This window comes from Pseudomonas entomophila L48 (assembly GCF_000026105.1).
In the GTDB taxonomy this organism is placed as follows: Bacteria; Pseudomonadota; Gammaproteobacteria; order Pseudomonadales; family Pseudomonadaceae; genus Aquipseudomonas; species Aquipseudomonas entomophila.
The window spans coordinates 2,427,578-2,444,387 of the sequence record NC_008027.1; the positions used below are offsets into that span (position 1 = coordinate 2,427,578).

General features: G+C 65.3%; 12 protein-coding genes. 4 read left to right on the forward strand and 8 right to left on the reverse strand.

The genetic code is table 11. The features are described 5' to 3' along the window. The first annotated feature begins 452 nt into the window (after nt 1-452). A complete protein-coding gene (locus tag PSEEN_RS10885; RefSeq protein ID WP_011533552.1) occupies nt 453-4,331 on the forward strand; it encodes a non-ribosomal peptide synthetase in 3,879 nt (1,292 codons plus the stop codon). Between the two features lie 54 nt (nt 4,332-4,385). Here the strand turns inward: PSEEN_RS10885 and PSEEN_RS10890 are convergent, their stop codons facing one another. The 7 genes from PSEEN_RS10890 to PSEEN_RS10920 all read right to left on the reverse strand — a co-directional run bounded on the left by PSEEN_RS10890 (nt 4,386) and on the right by PSEEN_RS10920 (nt 12,252). Next, nucleotides 4,386-5,051, reverse strand: a complete 666-nt coding sequence (locus tag PSEEN_RS10890) for a PspA/IM30 family protein (protein WP_011533553.1) — start codon at nt 5,049-5,051, stop codon at nt 4,386-4,388. Further along, nucleotides 5,051-5,623 carry a ComF family protein gene (locus PSEEN_RS10895; RefSeq protein ID WP_011533554.1) on the reverse strand — a complete coding sequence of 191 codons (573 nt, stop codon included), beginning with the start codon at nt 5,621-5,623 and terminating at the stop codon, nt 5,051-5,053. The genes PSEEN_RS10890 and PSEEN_RS10895 overlap by 1 nt, the downstream gene beginning before the upstream one ends. A gap of 239 nt (nt 5,624-5,862) precedes the next feature. Further along, nucleotides 5,863-7,182, reverse strand: coding sequence for a di-heme oxidoreductase family protein (locus tag PSEEN_RS10900; RefSeq protein ID WP_158020239.1), 1,320 nt, complete (start codon nt 7,180-7,182; stop codon nt 5,863-5,865). After that, a complete protein-coding gene (locus PSEEN_RS10905; RefSeq protein ID WP_052299095.1) occupies nt 7,179-8,471 on the reverse strand; it encodes an ABC transporter substrate-binding protein in 1,293 nt (430 codons plus the stop codon). The genes PSEEN_RS10900 and PSEEN_RS10905 overlap by 4 nt, the downstream gene beginning before the upstream one ends. Continuing rightward, nucleotides 8,458-10,503, reverse strand: coding sequence for a TonB-dependent receptor plug domain-containing protein (locus PSEEN_RS10910; RefSeq protein WP_011533557.1), 2,046 nt, complete (start codon nt 10,501-10,503; stop codon nt 8,458-8,460). Before PSEEN_RS10910 ends, PSEEN_RS10905 begins: the two co-directional genes overlap by 14 nt. 321 nt (nt 10,504-10,824) lie before the next feature. Further along, a complete protein-coding gene (locus PSEEN_RS10915) occupies nt 10,825-11,640 on the reverse strand; it encodes a protein phosphatase 2C domain-containing protein (protein WP_011533558.1) in 816 nt (271 codons plus the stop codon). A 120-nt stretch (nt 11,641-11,760) separates the two neighbouring features. Then, nucleotides 11,761-12,252, reverse strand: coding sequence for a GNAT family N-acetyltransferase (locus tag PSEEN_RS10920; RefSeq protein ID WP_011533559.1), 492 nt, complete (start codon nt 12,250-12,252; stop codon nt 11,761-11,763). 114 nt (nt 12,253-12,366) lie between these two features. Between PSEEN_RS10920 and PSEEN_RS10925 the strand changes: the two genes are divergently transcribed. From PSEEN_RS10925 to PSEEN_RS10935, 3 genes are all read left to right on the forward strand, one after another. After that, nucleotides 12,367-12,762, forward strand: a complete 396-nt coding sequence (locus tag PSEEN_RS10925) for a VOC family protein (RefSeq protein ID WP_231845302.1) — start codon at nt 12,367-12,369, stop codon at nt 12,760-12,762. Between the two features lie 345 nt (nt 12,763-13,107). After that, the gene (locus PSEEN_RS10930; RefSeq protein WP_011533561.1) at nt 13,108-13,941 is read left to right on the forward strand and encodes an AraC family transcriptional regulator; all 834 of its coding nucleotides are present in this window, start codon (nt 13,108-13,110) and stop codon (nt 13,939-13,941) included. Between the two features lie 73 nt (nt 13,942-14,014). Then, nucleotides 14,015-14,494 (forward strand): VOC family protein, encoded by a 480-nt coding sequence (locus PSEEN_RS10935; protein ID WP_011533562.1) that lies wholly within the window; start codon nt 14,015-14,017, stop codon nt 14,492-14,494. 39 nt (nt 14,495-14,533) lie between these two features. On the opposite strand, the gene PSEEN_RS10940 is transcribed toward PSEEN_RS10935, so the two are convergent. Then, on the reverse strand, nt 14,534-16,693 hold the full coding sequence (locus PSEEN_RS10940) for a TonB-dependent siderophore receptor (protein ID WP_011533563.1): 2,160 nt from the start codon (nt 16,691-16,693) through the stop codon (nt 14,534-14,536). Nucleotides 16,694-16,810 lie beyond the last annotated feature (117 nt).

A 16,810-nucleotide genomic window follows, 5' to 3' on the forward strand; every position in this document is an offset into this window, starting at 1 on the left:
GTTATGCCTTGGGTCAGTGTTTTTATGAGATTTAGTTGTGGTTGTAGTTGTTTTTTGTCAGCGCGTGGGCATGAAATAATTAGGCTTTTAATTCTAAATTGTGCGAATGGGTGCCAGTGAATTCTGGGGCGGCTTCAATTGAATTGATTTGGAGCTGTTGCTCTAGGTTTGCCGCTCTATCTCGGCTGTTTTGCTGGGTTTCTGGTAAATTGACAGCAGTGTCGGCATCCTCTAGAGTCCGTCACCACTTGTTACAAACTAATTCGTTAGTAGAGTGGCAAGATGTCGCTATGGATTGGCGTCATACAAGAACAACACCCGTCTGCGTATATCTCGTGTTTATTGAAAGTTAAATGAGATTGTCGCTGTCCTAGTGGCGTCGAGCCATGAAGTGGACAGGCACGCGGCTGCCTGTCGATAACCGGAAGCCACTAAAGAAAAGGAAATTCTTTATGTTCCAGATATACAGCTGCCCGCTCAGCACCGCCCAGCAGGAAGTGTGCCTCGCTATCAGCCAGAGCGGTCGTAACGTCAACTATCACTTGTGTGACGTCATCGACTTGCGCGGTGACCTGAACCTGACCTGGTTGGAGGCGGCCATCCATGACCAGTTGCTGCAGGCCGAGGCCCTGCGCGCCAACTTCGAGATCGATCCATGCAGCGGTGAATACGTGCAGCGCATCCACGCCACCGATACGCTGCCAGCCAAGACCTTCCAGTTTCATGACGTCAGCGACCACGCCGATCCGGAACAGGCTTGCAGCGAGCTGCTGCAGCACCTGCTGGGGCATGACATGGACCTGCAGCACGAACCGCTGACCCGCTACGTGGTGGTGCGCCTGGGCGCGCGCCACCATCGTATGGTCGAGTTGGCCTCGCACCTGGTGGTGGACGGTTTCGGCCATGGCATCCTGTTCGGCAATATCACCGCGCACTACAACGCCTTGAGCCGGGGCGAAACACTGGCGCCCCACGGCTATGCGCCCCTGGCCAGCGTGGCCGCCGCCGAGCAGGCCTACCGCGATAGCCCGCAGCGCGACAAGGACCGCAGCTACTGGCGCCAGTACTGCCTGAAGATGCCCGAGCCCACCCAGCTGGTGCCAGGCGACGCGCCCCTGGTCTCGCTCAACCGCCTGCGCCAGGTGTTCCAGGGTGAGACCGTGCAGCGGTTGCGCCATGTGGCAGGCGAGCAATCGTTGCGGCTGTCGAGCATCCTGCTGGCGCTGTGCGCCACCTACCTGCACCGCATGACCGGCCAGGCCGAATTGGCCGTCGGCATGCCTGTGGCCGCGCGCCAGCTCAAGGCGCTGCGCGAGCTGCCCTCGATGGTCGCCAACATCCTGCCGTTGCACGTGTCGTTCACGGCCCAGAGCACGGTGCTGACGGTGGCGGCCAACATCCAGCGCCAGTTGCGTCACCACCTGCTGCACCAGACCTACCGCAGCGAAAGCATGATCCGCGACCTGCACGCCGAGCGGGGCAACAAGCCGCTGTTCAACACCCTGCTCAATATCGTCGCCTACGACCAGGGCCCCGGCTTTGCGGGCTGCGACACCACGATCCAGAACTACGCCAACGGGCCGGCCGAGCACCTGGGCATCGATATCTTCGACCGGCATCAGGACGGGCGCCTGGAGATCGGCTTCAATGCCAACGCCGACCTGTATCCGGATGCCGCGCTGGCGCTCCACTATCAACGCCTGGTGGCCCTGTTCGAGCGCTTCGCCGAGGCGCCGGATACCCTCGCGGCGGACTATGACCTGTTCCTGGCGGATGAGCACGCGCGCTACTACTCGTTGCCTGTGACCGAGGCTGCGCTGCCGGTGTTCGCCGACGCGTTCGCCGGCGCCGTGCGCGAGTATGCCGGGCGGGTGGCGCTGAGCGAAGGTGGGCGTTCGCTGCGTTACGCCGATCTCGACGCCGACGCCACGCGCCTGGCCGCGCACCTGAGCGGGCGCGGCGTGGTGGCCGGCGACTGCGTGGTGGTGATGTTCTCGCGCAGCGTCGAGTGGGTAGTGGCGGCAGTGGCATTGTTCAAGCTAGGCGCCTGCTATGTGCCGGTAGACCCGGACTTGCCGCCGGCACGCATTGAGCACATCTTCGCCGATGCCGACCCCGCGCTGGTGATCGTGGCGCCCGGCAGTCAGCTCGCCGTCGAGGTTGCCGCCGACAAATTGCTCCGGCTTACCCCTGAAGCATTGGCGCAGCTGCCGCAGGCCGAACAGGCACTGGCGCCGTTCGATGCCAGCCTGCCGGCCTATTTGATCTACACCTCCGGCTCCACCGGCAAGCCGAAGGGCGTCGAGGTCACCCACCGCAACCTGGTGCCGATTGCCCGCACGGCCATCGAAGCCGCCCATCTGCAGCCGGGCGCGCGCGTGCTGCAGTTCATCGCCGCCGGTTTCGACATGTCGGTGCTGGAGATCATGATGACCCTGCTGGCGGGTGCCGAGCTGGTGATCACCGACAAGGTCTCCAGCGCACCGGGCAAGGCGCTGGCCAAGGTAGTCCGGCAGGCGTCCATCGACCTGCTGGTGATGACGCCGAGCCTGCTGGCGTGCCACCAGACCGAGGACTTCCCCCAGGACACCACGCTGATGCTCGGCGGCGAGCCGTGCACGCCGGCGTTGCTGGCGCGCTTCGCCCATTGCCGCCTGCTCAATGTGTACGGGCCGACCGAGACCTCGTTCGCCACTTCGATCAACGCCCACTACGGCAATGGCGACCTGTCGATCGGGCCGGCCACCGACAACACCCGCCTGTACGTGGTGGACAGCCTGCAGCGCCTGCTGCCGCCGGGCAGCTGGGGTGACCTGTTCATCGGTGGCGCGGGCGTGGCGCGGGGCTACCGCAACCGCCCGGACCTCACCGCCAAGGGCTTCGTCAGCGACCTGCTCGACCCGCGGGGCACCATGTACCGCGCCGGGGACCGGGTGTTCTTCGACCACCTGGGGCGCATCCATTACCTCGGCCGCCAGGATAACCAGGTCAAGTTGCGCGGCCTGCGCATCGAGCTGGACGAGATCAAGAACGTGCTGCTGGGGTGCAATGGCGTGACCGACGCCACGGTGTTGCTGCGTGAGTTGCGCCAGGGGCCGGCCATCGTCGCCTATGTCGCCAGCACCGATACCCGCCTGGACAGCCCGCAGCTGAAGCAGGCGCTTGGCCGGCATCTGCCCCAGCACATGATTCCGAGCGTGATCATGCGCGTCGACCACTTCCCGCTGACGCCCAACGGCAAGCTTGCGATCGATCGCCTGCCGGAGCCTGTACTGACCGAAGCCAACGAGCTGAGCGCCGCCGAGACGCCGGAGGAGCAGGCCATGTGCGCGTTGTTCGCCGAAGCGCTCGACTGCCCGGAGGTGTTCGCCAACCAGAGCTTCTTCGACCTGGGTGGGCATTCGCTGTTGGGCCTGCAACTGGTCAGCCGCATTCGTGAACAATTTGGTGTCGCCTTGGGGATTGCCGACTTCCTCGCCGCGCCGACCCCACGTCAGCTCGCCCAGCGGCTGCGGCGCAACAACGGTTACAGCGATCCGTTCAGTGCCGTGCTGGCGCTGCGTACCGAAGGCCAGCGGCCACCGCTGTTCTGCATACATCCCGGTGGCGGCATCGCCTGGCCGTACGCGGGGCTGCTGGCGTACCTGCCGCAGGACCAGCCGCTGTATGCCTTGCAGTCACCGATCCTGCTCGACCCGGAGCGTGTGGTCGGGTCGCTGGAGGAACTGGCGCGGGAGTACCTGCAACGCATTCTCGCGCTGCAGCCCCAGGGCCCTTACCAGTTGGCGGGTTGGTCGGTGGGCGGCAACCTGGCGCTGCTGATGGCAGCGATGCTGCAGGCCCAAGGGCATGAAGTGAGCTTCCTGTGCATGTTCGACAGCTATCCGCTGCAGGGCGGGCCGGCCTCGCTGAAGCTGGACGACGCGATGATCATCAGCCGCATGACCCGCGCCATCGTCGGTACGCCACGGGCTGGGCTGAAGGGGCTCAAGAGCGCCATGGAGGAAGTGCTCGGCAGCCAGCAACTGGGGGATGCTTTCCTGACCCGTCTGGTGGACGACTCCAAGCTGATGCTCGAACTGCTGGGGCGATGCCAGTACGCGCGCTACAAGGGCGACTTGCTGTTCATCCGTGCCACCACCGATATCCTGCGCCAGGACGAGCAGCAACCGGGCTTGTGGCTGCCCTACATCGACGGTGACCTGGTGCAGGTCGATGTCGAGGCGCCCCATGAGTGCCTGCTGCAGCGCCAGTACCTGGACCAGTTCGGCGAGCGCTTCGTCGAGGCGCTGCTCGAACGGCAGGCTGCGGTGGTCGTGGACGAAGCCTGAAACGCAGCGCCACCCGGTTTCACCCGCTGACGGTGAAACCGGGTGGCATGCTTCCTATTCTGCGAACAGATCGCTGGTCGAGGGCACCGCCTCTAACTTCGCCTCAAGCAGCGCGATGCACTGCTCGTGGTGAGCGATCTGTGCGCGGTGGGCCTCGATCTGCGCCTGCAGGTCGTGGCTGTCCGGTGAGACGAGGCGGGCCATCTTCCTCGATAGTGAGATCTTGCGGTCGGCCTCTTGCCTGGCGAGGTCGTCCATCTGCGCCACCAGCCACTCCAGGTCCGCAGGCGACTGCACGGTCTGGAACTGCTCCAGTGGCTTGAGGTAGACCAAGGACTTTTTCTGGCGCCCCAGCAGTTCGAGCACGTTGCCGAGCGTGCCGGGGCTCTTGCCATCCCAGATCATCAGGCCGTAGTCGCAGTCCGCCGCCATCGCCAGGTCCTTGGCGGTATGGAAGGCGCGGCCTTTGGCGTTGACCGGCGGCGCGATCATCGCCAGTGGCCAGCCACCGTCGTTGTGGCGAGGCGTGTCGCCGCTGCAGTAGACAGTGACGGCCGGGTAGAGGGCCTGATGAAAGTAGCGCTGCACGGCATGGTCCACACCACCGGCGTCCCCCACCAGCACGTCCAGCCCGGAGGCGCGGATGTTGTCGAGCCTCGCCTCGACGTGTGGGGGGAGGCGCTTGATGGTGATGGAGCCGGCGATGAAGACCCTGGGCATTAGTGCCTCCGCGTCAGGGCGACGACAGAAATGCTGCGGATGCTAGCGTATTCGCGCAGGGCGGTACAGGCAGCCTCCAGCGAGGCGCCGGTGTCGTACAGGTCGTCCAGCAACAGGATGTCGGCGCCGGGCTGCAGGTTGGCGTTGACCGTGAAGCAGCCGGCCAGTGCCTTGACCCGCTCCTCGTAGCTGGCCAGGTCCTTCATCAGGCCGGTGCTCCAGCGTTTTTCCAGGGTGTGTTCGTTGTAGCCGGCGTCGAGCAGCGCGGCGGCCCGCTGGGCCACTTCGTACACCGGCTGGCGCGGGCGCTGCTTGCTGGCAGGCATGGGCAGGACCACGTCGAAGCGGCGGCCGGCAAGCGCGCCAGCGACGGATTGGGCGAGGAATTCCACCTGTTTGTAGTTGTCCCGGTACTTGAGCTGGAACACCGCTTCGCCGATGGCGGTCCTGACTGTGTCGAACTGCATGTAGCCGTACTCGTTGGGGCCGATGGGGACGCTGGAAACGATGTGCTTGTCCAGGCTGATGCCGTAGTCCCAGGCGGGGTTGGCGGGAAGGGGATGGATGACCATGGAGTGCTTCCTTGTACGTCAGACTATGGGAGGGACCCTCGTGGGCCGAGTTGCCATCTTGCGTCTGACTCGGGGCGGGATCGACTTCATGGTTTCCGTGTTTGCTGTAGTCCTTTTCCTTGTTTTTCGGGATTTGGCGGGAGAGTGGCAGCGGCCATGAGATCGAGCGCCGCGCCGGCGGCGCTCGATCGCGCAGACACTGCAACTCTCCCGTCGAATAGCCGAAAAACGCACGCTCCTCAAAGCGACCGCAGAAATGCAACCAAGGCCCGCCGCTCACCCGCCCTCAACCCGGCAAACCGCTGCCGCGCCGCCTGTGCCTCGCCGCCATGCCACAACACCGCCTCGCCCAACGTCCGCGCCCGCCCATCGTGCAGGTAGCCGCTGCCCGGCGCGATCACCTGGCTCAACCCCAGCCCCCACAGCGGCGGCGTCTTCCACTCCCTGCCGCTGGCCTGGTAGTCCTCGCGGCCATCGGCCAGCCCTTCGCCCATGTCGTGAAGCAACAGGTCGCTATAGGGCGCGATACGTCGATGCGACAACCCCGGATAGTCAGGATGCATACCGGTTTCAAGGCTTGGCCTGTGGCACGCGGCACAGCCGATCTCGGTGAACAGCTGCTCGCCACTGATCACCTCGGGGTTGTCGCGATCACGGCGTGGCGGCACGGCGAGGTGGGCGAAGTAGTAGTGCAGGTCGGCCAGTTGCAGGCCATCGAGCTCCGGCTCGCCACCGCTGATGGCTTGCTGGCAGGCCCGTTGGGCCGGGGAACAGTTCTGCAACGGATACAGCGGCGAGGTGATGCCCAGGTCCCCGTGCAGGGCACTGGCGATCTGTTGGCGCAGGTCGGGCTGGTTGGCCTTGAGGCCGAAGCGCCCTGGTTCCAGGCGTTGACGCTCGATACTCCAGACCTGATTCACCCGGCCTTTAATGCCATCGGCCTTGGGTTCAGTGGCCAGGGCCTGCAGGGTGGTGGCCTCGATCGCTTCCAGTAGACCGAGGCCGAACACGGGCGAGGCCACGCGCATTGAGGTCTTCACCTCGTTCAAAGGACCATACGCCAGCTCGCTGAAGTGCACGCGCGGCTTGCGCAGTTCGACCAGTTCGCCGTCGGCCAGGGTGACGGTATGCGTTTCCCAGCTCAGCGTGGCTCGACCACCACCGGGCACACCGGGAATGCCCTGTTCATTGAACTGGTCGCCATAAGCCGGGTGAGGACGTGGCCCGCCATGCCCATCACGGCCATCGACCGACAACCGCACCAGCATGCTGCGCATCGGCTCGTCGACCTGGGAAGGCGCTTGCCCACGGCCATTGCGCGGATGGCAGGCGACGCAGGTGATGCGGTTGTACAGCGGGCCGAGGCCATCCACGGCTTCATCGCGGGAGGGCGCGATCACCCAGGCCTGGTGGAACAGGCCGCGCCCGCGAAAGAAGCGCTCCAATTGCGCATCCTCCGTCAATGACGGCAGCGGCCTGGCATACGCCTCGCGATCGCTGCGCGCTGCAACCGGGAGGCTCAGGCTCAGCGCCAACAGCACAAGGGCGGGGCGCCTCACAGGCCCATGCCTGAAAGCAGGCGCTCGGCTTCGGCGAAGCGCAGCGCGGCCTGGAACTGCCAACCGATTTCCTGGCGACCGAGCGCGTCGGTTTCGTTGCTGGGCGCCGGCTGCATGCCGTGGTCCTGGCGCTGGGCAAACAGGGCCAGCAGTTCAGGCGAACGCGCCTGCTCGGCGTCGAGCGGCGGCTGGGTCAGGCAAGCGCGCACGGCTTGCAAGTCGTGCCCGCTGGCCTCGCCGGCATGCACGCGGCCCCACAGGGCCACCAGCCGAGGGTGCGACTGGCCCAGCCACTGGCTGAACAGCGAAGTCACCAGCCCCAGGTGCTCGCGGGAGGCATCGTTGCCGTAGCGGTAGGCGCCTTGGCGCGCGGCGGCGAACGGGTCGTGATAGCCCTGAGGCAACTGGGCATAGACGCTGGGGCGGGCCGGCAGCTTGCGGATTTCCGGGTCGGCCAGCAGCTTCTGGCCTTCCTCCGACAGCACGAAGCCGACGAACGCACGTGCGCCTTCTGGGTGGCTGGCCTGGGCGGTGATGGCGATGTGCGCGGGGTTGAGCCCGCCATGCGCAGGGTAGACGAAGCCCACGTCATCGCCATTGGCGATGGCCGAGGCGACGAAGAAGTCGATGGACAGCCCCACGGCGGCGCGCCCGCTGGCGACTTCGTCGCTGACTAGCGTGCCACCGAGGCTGACCAGCCGCGACTGCCCGGCCAGTTCGCTCCATAGTGCCCAGCCGCGCTCCCAGCCATAGGCGTCGAGCACGATGTCCAGCATCACCGGGGCGAAGCCCACCCGCGCCGGGTCGGGCAGGGCGATGTGGCCACGCAGGCGGGGATCGAGCAGGTCCGGCCAATCCCTGGGCGCCGGGACATCCAGCCGACGCAGTAACTGAGGGTTGGTCGCGAAACCGAACCCGGCCAGCTCGGTAGCCTGGTAGTGTCGCCCTTGATCGCGCAACGCCGTGCCACCGATGCGTTCCGGCAAGCCGGTGAGGTCGGCCCCCAGCGGTTGCCAGCCATCTTGGCGCGCCAGCCGGGCGAAGTTGCCCGGTGACGGTGCCCAGTACACATCCACGCCACCCTGGCCGGGTTGCAGGAGGAAGGGCAGGGCATCGAAGCCCTGGCGCCAGACCAGTTGCAGCCGGTGCTCGGGGTGAGCGCGGGCGAAGGCATCCTCGAAGCGGGTCATCATCGCCTCGGGGTAGCTGGTCAGCACCACCACCGGCTCGGCCCGGGCGACCCCACAGAGCAGGGCCGCCGCCAGCAGCCAGCCGTTACAGCGGCACATTGAACTGCACGAAGTAGTTGCGGCCCATTTCCGGATAGCCCTCGCTGTATTCATAAAGACGGTCGAACAGGTTGCGCACGCCGGCCTCGACACGCAGGTCGTTGGCGAAGGTGTAGCCGGTCTTGAGGTTGTACACGGCAAAGCCGTCGGCGACCTGCGTGCCATCCGACGCGCTGTAGCGCCGCGATGCCGATTCGACACTGCCAGTGTGGCGCCAGGCGCCCTGGTTCCAGGTGGCGGAGGCGAACAGGTTGTGCCGTGGCGTATCCACCGGATGGATGTCGGGGTTGCTGCGGTTCTTGCGATCGAGGTAGGTGTAGCTGGCATTCAGCTGCCAGTCGCCGATGTCGCCTTTCAGGCCCAGCTCCACCCCTTGGTTACGCGCCTTGGCGATGTTCTGGTACTGGCCGCAGGGGGCCGCGCAACCGGGCTGTGGGGCGACGGTGACCTGCTGGATGGAGTCCTCGATCTCGCTGACGAACAACGCCGCATCCACTGACCACAGGCTGCCGAGCGAGCCGGCATAGCCCAGCTCGTAGTGGGTGGCGCGTTCGGACTTGAGGTCGGGGCTGGGGATCACCGTGCCGAAACGCGTCGAGTAGCGGTCCTTGATGGTGGCGAAACGGCTCTTGCGCGCCACGGTCAGGCGCACCTGGCCGTCATGGTCGACGTGCAGCAGGGGGCCGGTGTTCATGAACAGGCCCAGTTGCGCATTGACCGCGTCGTCGCTGCCGGTGGGTTCGTCGTACAGGGTCTTGACCCGTGGCGAGGCGCTGCTGGTGCCGAAGTTCTCGGCGTCCAGGCTTTTGCGGTAGTTGTAGGAGACGCCGCCGACCACGCTGAAGACGTCGTCGAGTTTCCAGGTGTCTTCCAAGGCGAGGGACTGGGTCTGGTCGCGGAAATGCGTCCACGGATCGCCGCCGTCGCGGGAGCGGTGCACGTCTTCCTTGAAGTGGTAGGCGATGCCCAGGCGGTTGCTGGCGGTCACGGCCAGGTCGCCTTCGATGGAGAAGCCGCTGGACTCATCGTCGTACTTGCTCGGGAAGCCCGCCTGCAGTGGCCCGACGATGCCGTTGTTGTAGACGAAGCTTTCCAGCGAGTTCTTGAAGGTGTCGTGGTAGACCCGAGTCTTCAGGCCGTGCTCGCCGAAGCGTGTGCTGGTGGCCAGGAACAGGCTGGTCTTGTCCCAGGTCGGCCATTCCCACCAGCGCTTGCGCTGGCCGGTGGCGGGCAGGTCGCCGGCGTAGGGTGGCTGGCCTTTGCGGCCTTGTTGCTGGACATAGCCGAGCACGTATTCGTCGGTGTCGTTGGGGGTGAGGCCGAGCTTGAAGCTGAACTTGCCGTCGCGTTTTTCGCTGTTCTCGCGGCGGCCTTCGCCTTGCTGGTTGTTGGTCGGCCTGAAGTCGTCCGGCAGCAGGGTGTAGTCGTAGTCGACGTAGGACACGCCGCCCTGCATCCACCAGTTGCCTTGGTTGGAGCCGGCGTTGACGTAGCTGCGGTAGGCGTTGACGTTGCCGTGGTCGGTCAGCTCAAGGCCGCCGCCCACTTCGCCTTCGAAGGCCTGGGTGGGGCGCCGGGTCACCAGGTTGATCGCCCCGCCCAGGGTGTTGGGGCCGTACAGCAGCGAGGAGAAACCCTTGGCCACTTCGATGCGGGACAGGTCGTAGGTGGTGAAGCGTCCCAGGTCGATGTTGCCGTCATAGGGCACATAGGTGGGCACGCCGTCGATGAACACCGGCACCTGCAAGCGATCGAAGCCGCGCACGAACACCACCTGCTCGGCGCGCCCGCCCATGTAGGCGACGTTCACCCCCGGTGCCAGGGCCAGGGCCTTGTCCACGGTCTCGCGGTCGCGCAGGCGCATGTCGGCGGCCTCGACCACCGAGCTGCCGGTGGCCAGCTTGTCGTCCTGGGGGGCAGCTATGCGGATTTCGCCGAGGGTGAAGGGGGCGTCCTGGTCGACGGCGGATGCGGCCGAAGTGGCCATGGCGGCGAGCGCGGCCAGGGACAGGCGGGGGGCTAGCGACTTCATGACAGCTCCTTGCTGGGCCTTGCCTCAAGGGCGTGCGGCCTCGTTATAGATTTTTATATACAGCGATGGGCGTTAAAAAACCCGCCGATCAGCCCTCCCCAGGGGATCGACGGGTTAGTTTCACTTGACAATCAAAGGGAGAATTGCCGAGCGGCGCTCATCCTAGCCTTGGGTGTGCTGGGAATCAACGGTGTATACAAAAATATATATCGATTGGTGCGAGAAAGTTCGGCGCGCCCCTCAAGATCAACGCTGCACCTGTAGGAGCCGGCTTTGCCGGCGAATGGGCCAGTGCGGACAGCACAACGGCTTGCGCAGGATTCAACTCACCCGCAACCAGATCGCCGAGGCGTCATCGCTCATCTTGAAGCGTGGATGGCTCAGGCAAGCGGCGTCCTCCTGCTCGATCTCCCGCAGCGTGCGTGCCAGATCAATCAGGCCGTGGCTCAGCAGGCGCTCGACGAATGTAGCTGCTGCATACGCTTGGTAGGTGTCGAACAGTGCGGCGAAGCCATCGCTCATCAACACGATGTCGTCGCCTCGCGCCACCGGAGCACGGCTGTAGCAGGTGCCTTCCCGGGACAACTCGGCATCGACGCCAAGCACGGCCCGGGGCCGTTCGCGGGCCTGGCGGCGGTCGGCCAGCACCGCGGGCGTGCGCACGTTATGGGCTCCGGTGCCAGGGCCCAGGGCGGCCGCTTCGCCGCGCTCCGCCTCGCGATCGGGTTCCGGCGTGAGGAAGGCAACACCCCGCGCGCTGCGGTGCAGGACCACGCAATCGGCCAGGTGCGCGCAGACCAGTTCGTCGCCTTCCAGCGCCACGGCGGCGAACGCGGCGCGTGGCAGTTCCCAATGGGCCACGGGGTCGCGTCGGCGGTCTTGCCGGTAATCGCCGGCCAAGGTGTCGAACACCGTTTCGCACAGCGTCTGCAAAGGGCCCGAGGCCGCACTGAATGCGCGTTGCGCCGCATTCGCCAGCCAGGCCGCGCCGCCGCGTTCGCCTAGCAGGCCAGGCGCGCCGAGGTCGGTGGCGCCGTCGATGACCCAGGCATGGCGGTCGGCGCAGCCGATGCGGTCGTCATTGGGTACGTCCGGCTTACCGGCCAGGCTGAGGGTCTGGATCAGGTCGAAATGCATGAGGTTCTCCGTGTCGTTGGCAGGGACGCGCCGGCCCCCGACCTTGAACCTTGCGCTGGCGCGCGTCAAATTCGGGGCATATCCGACAGTCATCTACATTGATGGACGACAGGTTGGTACTCAGCCGAGTGTCTTGGCCATCTCAGCCGTGGCTGCCCAGCCGAGCCCCGCGTAGACCGGCCTGCCGGCCTCGGTCGCATGCAGCACGGCAAAGCCCAGGCCGCGCCGGGCGAACTCGGCCTCGGCCAGGCGCATCAGCCCGCCGGCCAGGCCGCGGCGACGGTGGCTGGGCTCGACATAGACATTGAGCACATAGCCGCGCAGGTCCTGGGTCGGGTGGTTGGGGTGCGGCGGCCATTCGATGTCCATGAGCCCTATGGCCGCCACCGGATGATCCTGCTCCAGCAGCACAAAGCCGTAGTAGCGGCCGTCTTCCAGGCGTGGTCGCAGCCACGGGCTGAAGTGTTCGGTCATCAGGCGAAGACGTTCCGGCACGCCACCGGCCTCGAGGAACATGGCCTCGCGGTGGGCGCAGACCATGGCGTGGTCCGCGGGGCGCACGCGGCGCACGGTCAGGCCTGGAAAGTCGATGTGGGTGGGGAGGTCGTTCATGTCGGCTACCGGGGCGGAGTGTTCGATGCTAGGGGTTGCAGCCCAGGGGCGGCAGATACAGATGCGCGCTGAATCCGGCATACAGCGGGCTTGCCGCGATAATCGAACGAGGCGATGATCGGCGCCAACTCCACGCCCATCGACGAGGCCTGCATGCCCATCGCCCTGCTTCTGCGTTGCCCCGACCTGGAAACCGTACGCAGCCATTACCGTGACGAGTTGGGCTTTACCGTCACGGATACCGCCCAGGGCACCCTGACCGCGCACCTGCAAGGTTGCAGCCTGGTTTTCACCGAGCAGGACCTGTGGCTGCAACCGGTGGGCTGCTCGGGGACGTTCTATCTGGTGATCGACGATGTCGAGGGCTACTACGCACAGATCAGGGACAAGGCCGACATCGCCTGGCCGCTGCAGGACATGCCTTACGGTTCGCGCGAATTCGGTGTGCGTGATTGCAACGGTTATCACCTGGCGTTCAGCCAACACCAGGCCGGGCAGGGTGCTGCCTGAAGGGGGCGTGACCGCGTCAGGGCCGCCAGATACCCGCCGCAACCCTTGCAGTGCTTGCGAGATCGAGCGCCGCCCGCGCGGCGCATCGCGGATGAATCCGCTCCTACAGGGCCACGACACGGTATGGCGGCGGGCGCCAAGGCGGGCAACCATGGCCTCACAGGTGCGGCACGTTGCAATAGATGTAGGAGCGGATTCATCCGCGATGCGCCGCGCGGGCGGCGCTCGATCTCAAGGGCACTGAAACGCTAACGTCGAACCTGCCAGGGCTGACCCGCGCAAGAACGATCAAACCGGCTCCGCGCACACTTGCTAAGGTAGCCGCGCTGACTGAGGAGCAACGGAATGCGCGGCATCGAACACATCCTGTGGTACATCGAATCGGCCCTGGATACTGACCTGGACCTGGCGGGTGTCGCCGGGCACTTCGGCCTGTCGCCGTTCGCCCTGGCGCGCCAGTTCGTCGCTGCCACCGGCTGGCCGGTGATGCGTTATGTCCGGGCCCGGCGGCTGAGCCGGGCGGCCCAGGCCCTGCGCGAAGGCCACCCGGACATCCTGGACGTCGCCCTGGCGGCGGGCTACGGCTCCCACGAAGCATTCACGCGGGCCTTCTGTGACCTGTTCGGCGTTGCGCCGAGCCAGGCGCGTGGGCAGGCCCATGACCCGATCGCCCTGGTGGAGCCTCTGCGCATGAAAGCACTGAACTTCGTTGCCCTGTCTGAACCCCGCTTCGAACACCGTCCCGAATTCATCGTCGCCGGCTTGGGCGAACGCTTCACCTTCGAGCGCAACGAGGGCATCCCGGGGTTGTGGCAGGCCTTCGACCCTTACGTGGGCCGGGTGCCCGGCCAGGTGGGCGATTTCACCTACGGGCTGTGCTGCAATCCAGGGGAGGATGGCAGTTTCGAGTACATTGCCGGGGTCGAGGTGGCCCGCACTGGCGAGCTTGCGGCGAACTTCCGTTACTTCAGGTTGGCGGCGCGAGACTATGTGGTGTTTCGCCATCAGGGGCATGTTTCGATGATTCACCAGACGGTGTTCACCGTGTTCAACCAGTGGCTGCCAGCCTCCGGTTACCAGGCCGCCGACGCGCCGGAGTTCGAGCTGTACAGCCCGGACTTCGATCCGATGCGCGGCGTCGGCTATGTCGACCTGTGGATCCCCCTGGCCGGCCGCTGATCGCGCAAGGCAATTCGCTCGGGGCAGGGGGCTAGACTCGACGGGACATGGCAAGGGCACAGGAGCCAACGACATGACCCCGAAGAACAGCATCTGCCTCTGGTTCGACGGCGACGCCGAATCGGCGGCCAACTTCTATGCGCGGACTTTCCCTGACAGCAGGGTGACCGCAGTGCACCAGGCACCTGGTGACTACCCGTCCGGCAAGCAGGGCGATGTGATCACGGTCGAGTTCACGGTGATGGGCATCCCCTGCATCGGCCTTAATGGCGGGCCGATGTTCAAGCACAGCGAGGCGTTCTCGTTCCAGGTAGCGACCGACGACCAGGCGGAAACTGACCGTTACTGGAACGCGATCATCGACAACGGCGGTGAAGCCAGCGTCTGTGGCTGGTGCAAGGACAAGTGGGGGCTGTCGTGGCAGATTTCGCCGCGCGTGCTCACGCAAGCGGTGGGTGGCGCTGACCGAGCTGCCGCAAAGCGGGCGTTCGAGGCGATGATGACGATGGGCAAGATCGATATCGCGGCGATCGAGAAGGCGCTCAAAGGCTGAGAGCCAGGCGAGAGGGGCGCATCCCTGCGCCGGACGGCATCAGAAGCTGTATTTGGCCGTCAGCATGAAATTACGTGGGTCACCAAAGGTGTCGCTACCGTAGTCCACCGATTTGGAGATCGACGAGTAGTACGTGCGATCAAAGACATTGTTGGCGTTCAACTGCAGGTCCAGCTGCGGGGTGAGCTGGTAGCCAGCCATCAGGTCGGTGACGGCGTAGGCGCCTTGCGTCAGCCGGTAGTTGCCGCCGTCACCCAGGGCGATGTCGTTGTACATGCGGCTTTGCCAGGTAACGCCACCACCGACGCGCAGTTTTTCCAGCGGCCCCTGGAAGCGGTAGACGGTGTACAGCTTGAACTGGTGCTCGGGGGTGTCGGAGTTGAGCGGCTTGTTTACCTTGGCCGGGTTGTTCGCGTCCTTGACGGTGTGGACGCGGGCGTAGGTGTAGCCGGCACCGAGCTGCCAGTGGTCGGTCAGCGCGCCTTGCAGTTCGAAGTCGATCCCTTGGCTGCGCACTTCGCCGGAGGCCTGGTAGCAGCTCAGTTGCGGGCAGTCCGGCAGCTTCACTTCGACCTGACGGTTTTGCTGGTCGATACGGAACACCGCCAGGCTTGCATTCAAGGCCCCGTCGAAATACTCGCCCTTGATGCCGACCTCGTAGTTCTTGCCGACGATCGGGGTCACCGGCTTGCCCGAGCCGTCGCGGCCTTCCTGCGGGGTGAAGATGTCGGTGTAGCTCACGTAGACCGAGTGGTGCTCGTCGAGGTCGTAGATCAGGCCACCGTAGCGGGTGACGTTGCGGGTGACCTTGTAATCGCCGGCGTCATTGTCGCGTTGATCGTAGTCGTACCAGTCCAGGCGCCCACCGAGGATCAGCTTGAGCGGGTCGGCCAGGCTCAGGCGGGTGGTGGCGTACACACCTTCCTGGTTGATCACGTAGCGACTGTTGCCGGTGTGCACGAAGTCGGGCTTGCCGCCGTTGAGCGGGTAGTCGGTGTCGTAGGGGCTGTAGTTGCGCTCGTTCATGTCGTACAGGCGCTTGCTGGCACCGAGCACCAGCTCGTGACTGCGGCCTAGCAGCTCGAACGGGCCGCTGGCGAAGGCGTCGAGGCCCAGCTGGTTCTCGTCGTTCTGCGACTGGTAGACCGTGCGGCTCAAGGTCTTGGCGGCGCTCCAACGCGATTGATAGGAGCCGCGGAACAGGGCGTTCTGCTCGCTGTAGTTGGCGTTGACCTGCAGGTTCCAGTCGTTGGCCAGGCGCTGGCGCACCTCGGCGAACAGGGTGTTGATCTCCTGGTCCTTGTCTTCCCAGTCGGTGCCTGGGTTGTACGAGCGCGACACATCCAGGTGGTGGCCGTTGAGGTCGGTGGGGATGGCGCCCCAGAAGAAATTGGTCTTGTCCTTCTGGTGGGAGAAACCGAGGGTGAGGGTGGTGTCCTCGCTCAGGTCGGCTTCGGTCACGGCGTAGAACAGGCCGTGGTTTTCTTCCTGGCCATCGCGAAAGCCGTTGGCGTCGCGGTATGAGGTGACCACTCGGCCGCGCAGGGTGCCGCTGTCGTTGAGCGGGCTGGAGGCGTCGATTTCGCCGCGGTAGTTGTCCCAGCTGCCGGCGGCGCCGGTCAGGGTGACCTTCTGTTCGGCCAGTGGGCGCTTGCGCACCAGGTTGATCGCCGCCGAGGGCGTGCCGGCGCCGGTGACCAGGCCAGTGGAGCCGCGCACCACCTCGACCCGGTCGAACATGGCCAGGTTCGGCTGGGCGCCGACGACCCAGCCGGTGTAGGCGCTGGGAATGCCGTCGTACATGATGCTGTCGACGTCAAAGCCACGAGCGGTGTAGCTCTGGCGGCCCGGCCCGCTGGCCTGGTTGAGGAACAACCCCGGCGTGTACCTGGCCACATCATTGATGCTGGTCATGTTCTGATCGTCCATGCGCTGGCGGGTGATCACGGTGACCGCCTGGGGTGTTTCGCGCATGGTCAATGGCAGCTTGGTGGCGGTGGCCATGGCGCCAGTGGTGTAGGACTGCGACCCCTCCGTGGTACTGCCCAGGCTGCTGTCGTTGATGGCCGTCGCACCCAGTTCCATTACGGCCGGGGCCTGACTAACTGGCTGCTCGTTGGCGAAGGTGGGGGGGAGGGTTGTCATGCAGATGGCCGCGGCCAGGAGACTGCGCGTGGGCGCGAATGAGCGAGGGGGCATGCAGTAATTGTCCTTATTGCTAGTGCTTATGAGAATGATTAGCAATAAGTGTGTCAGGATTTGACGCGCCTAAACAGCGGGGTGCGCCACATTTCTCACAAATTTTTCACATTTTTC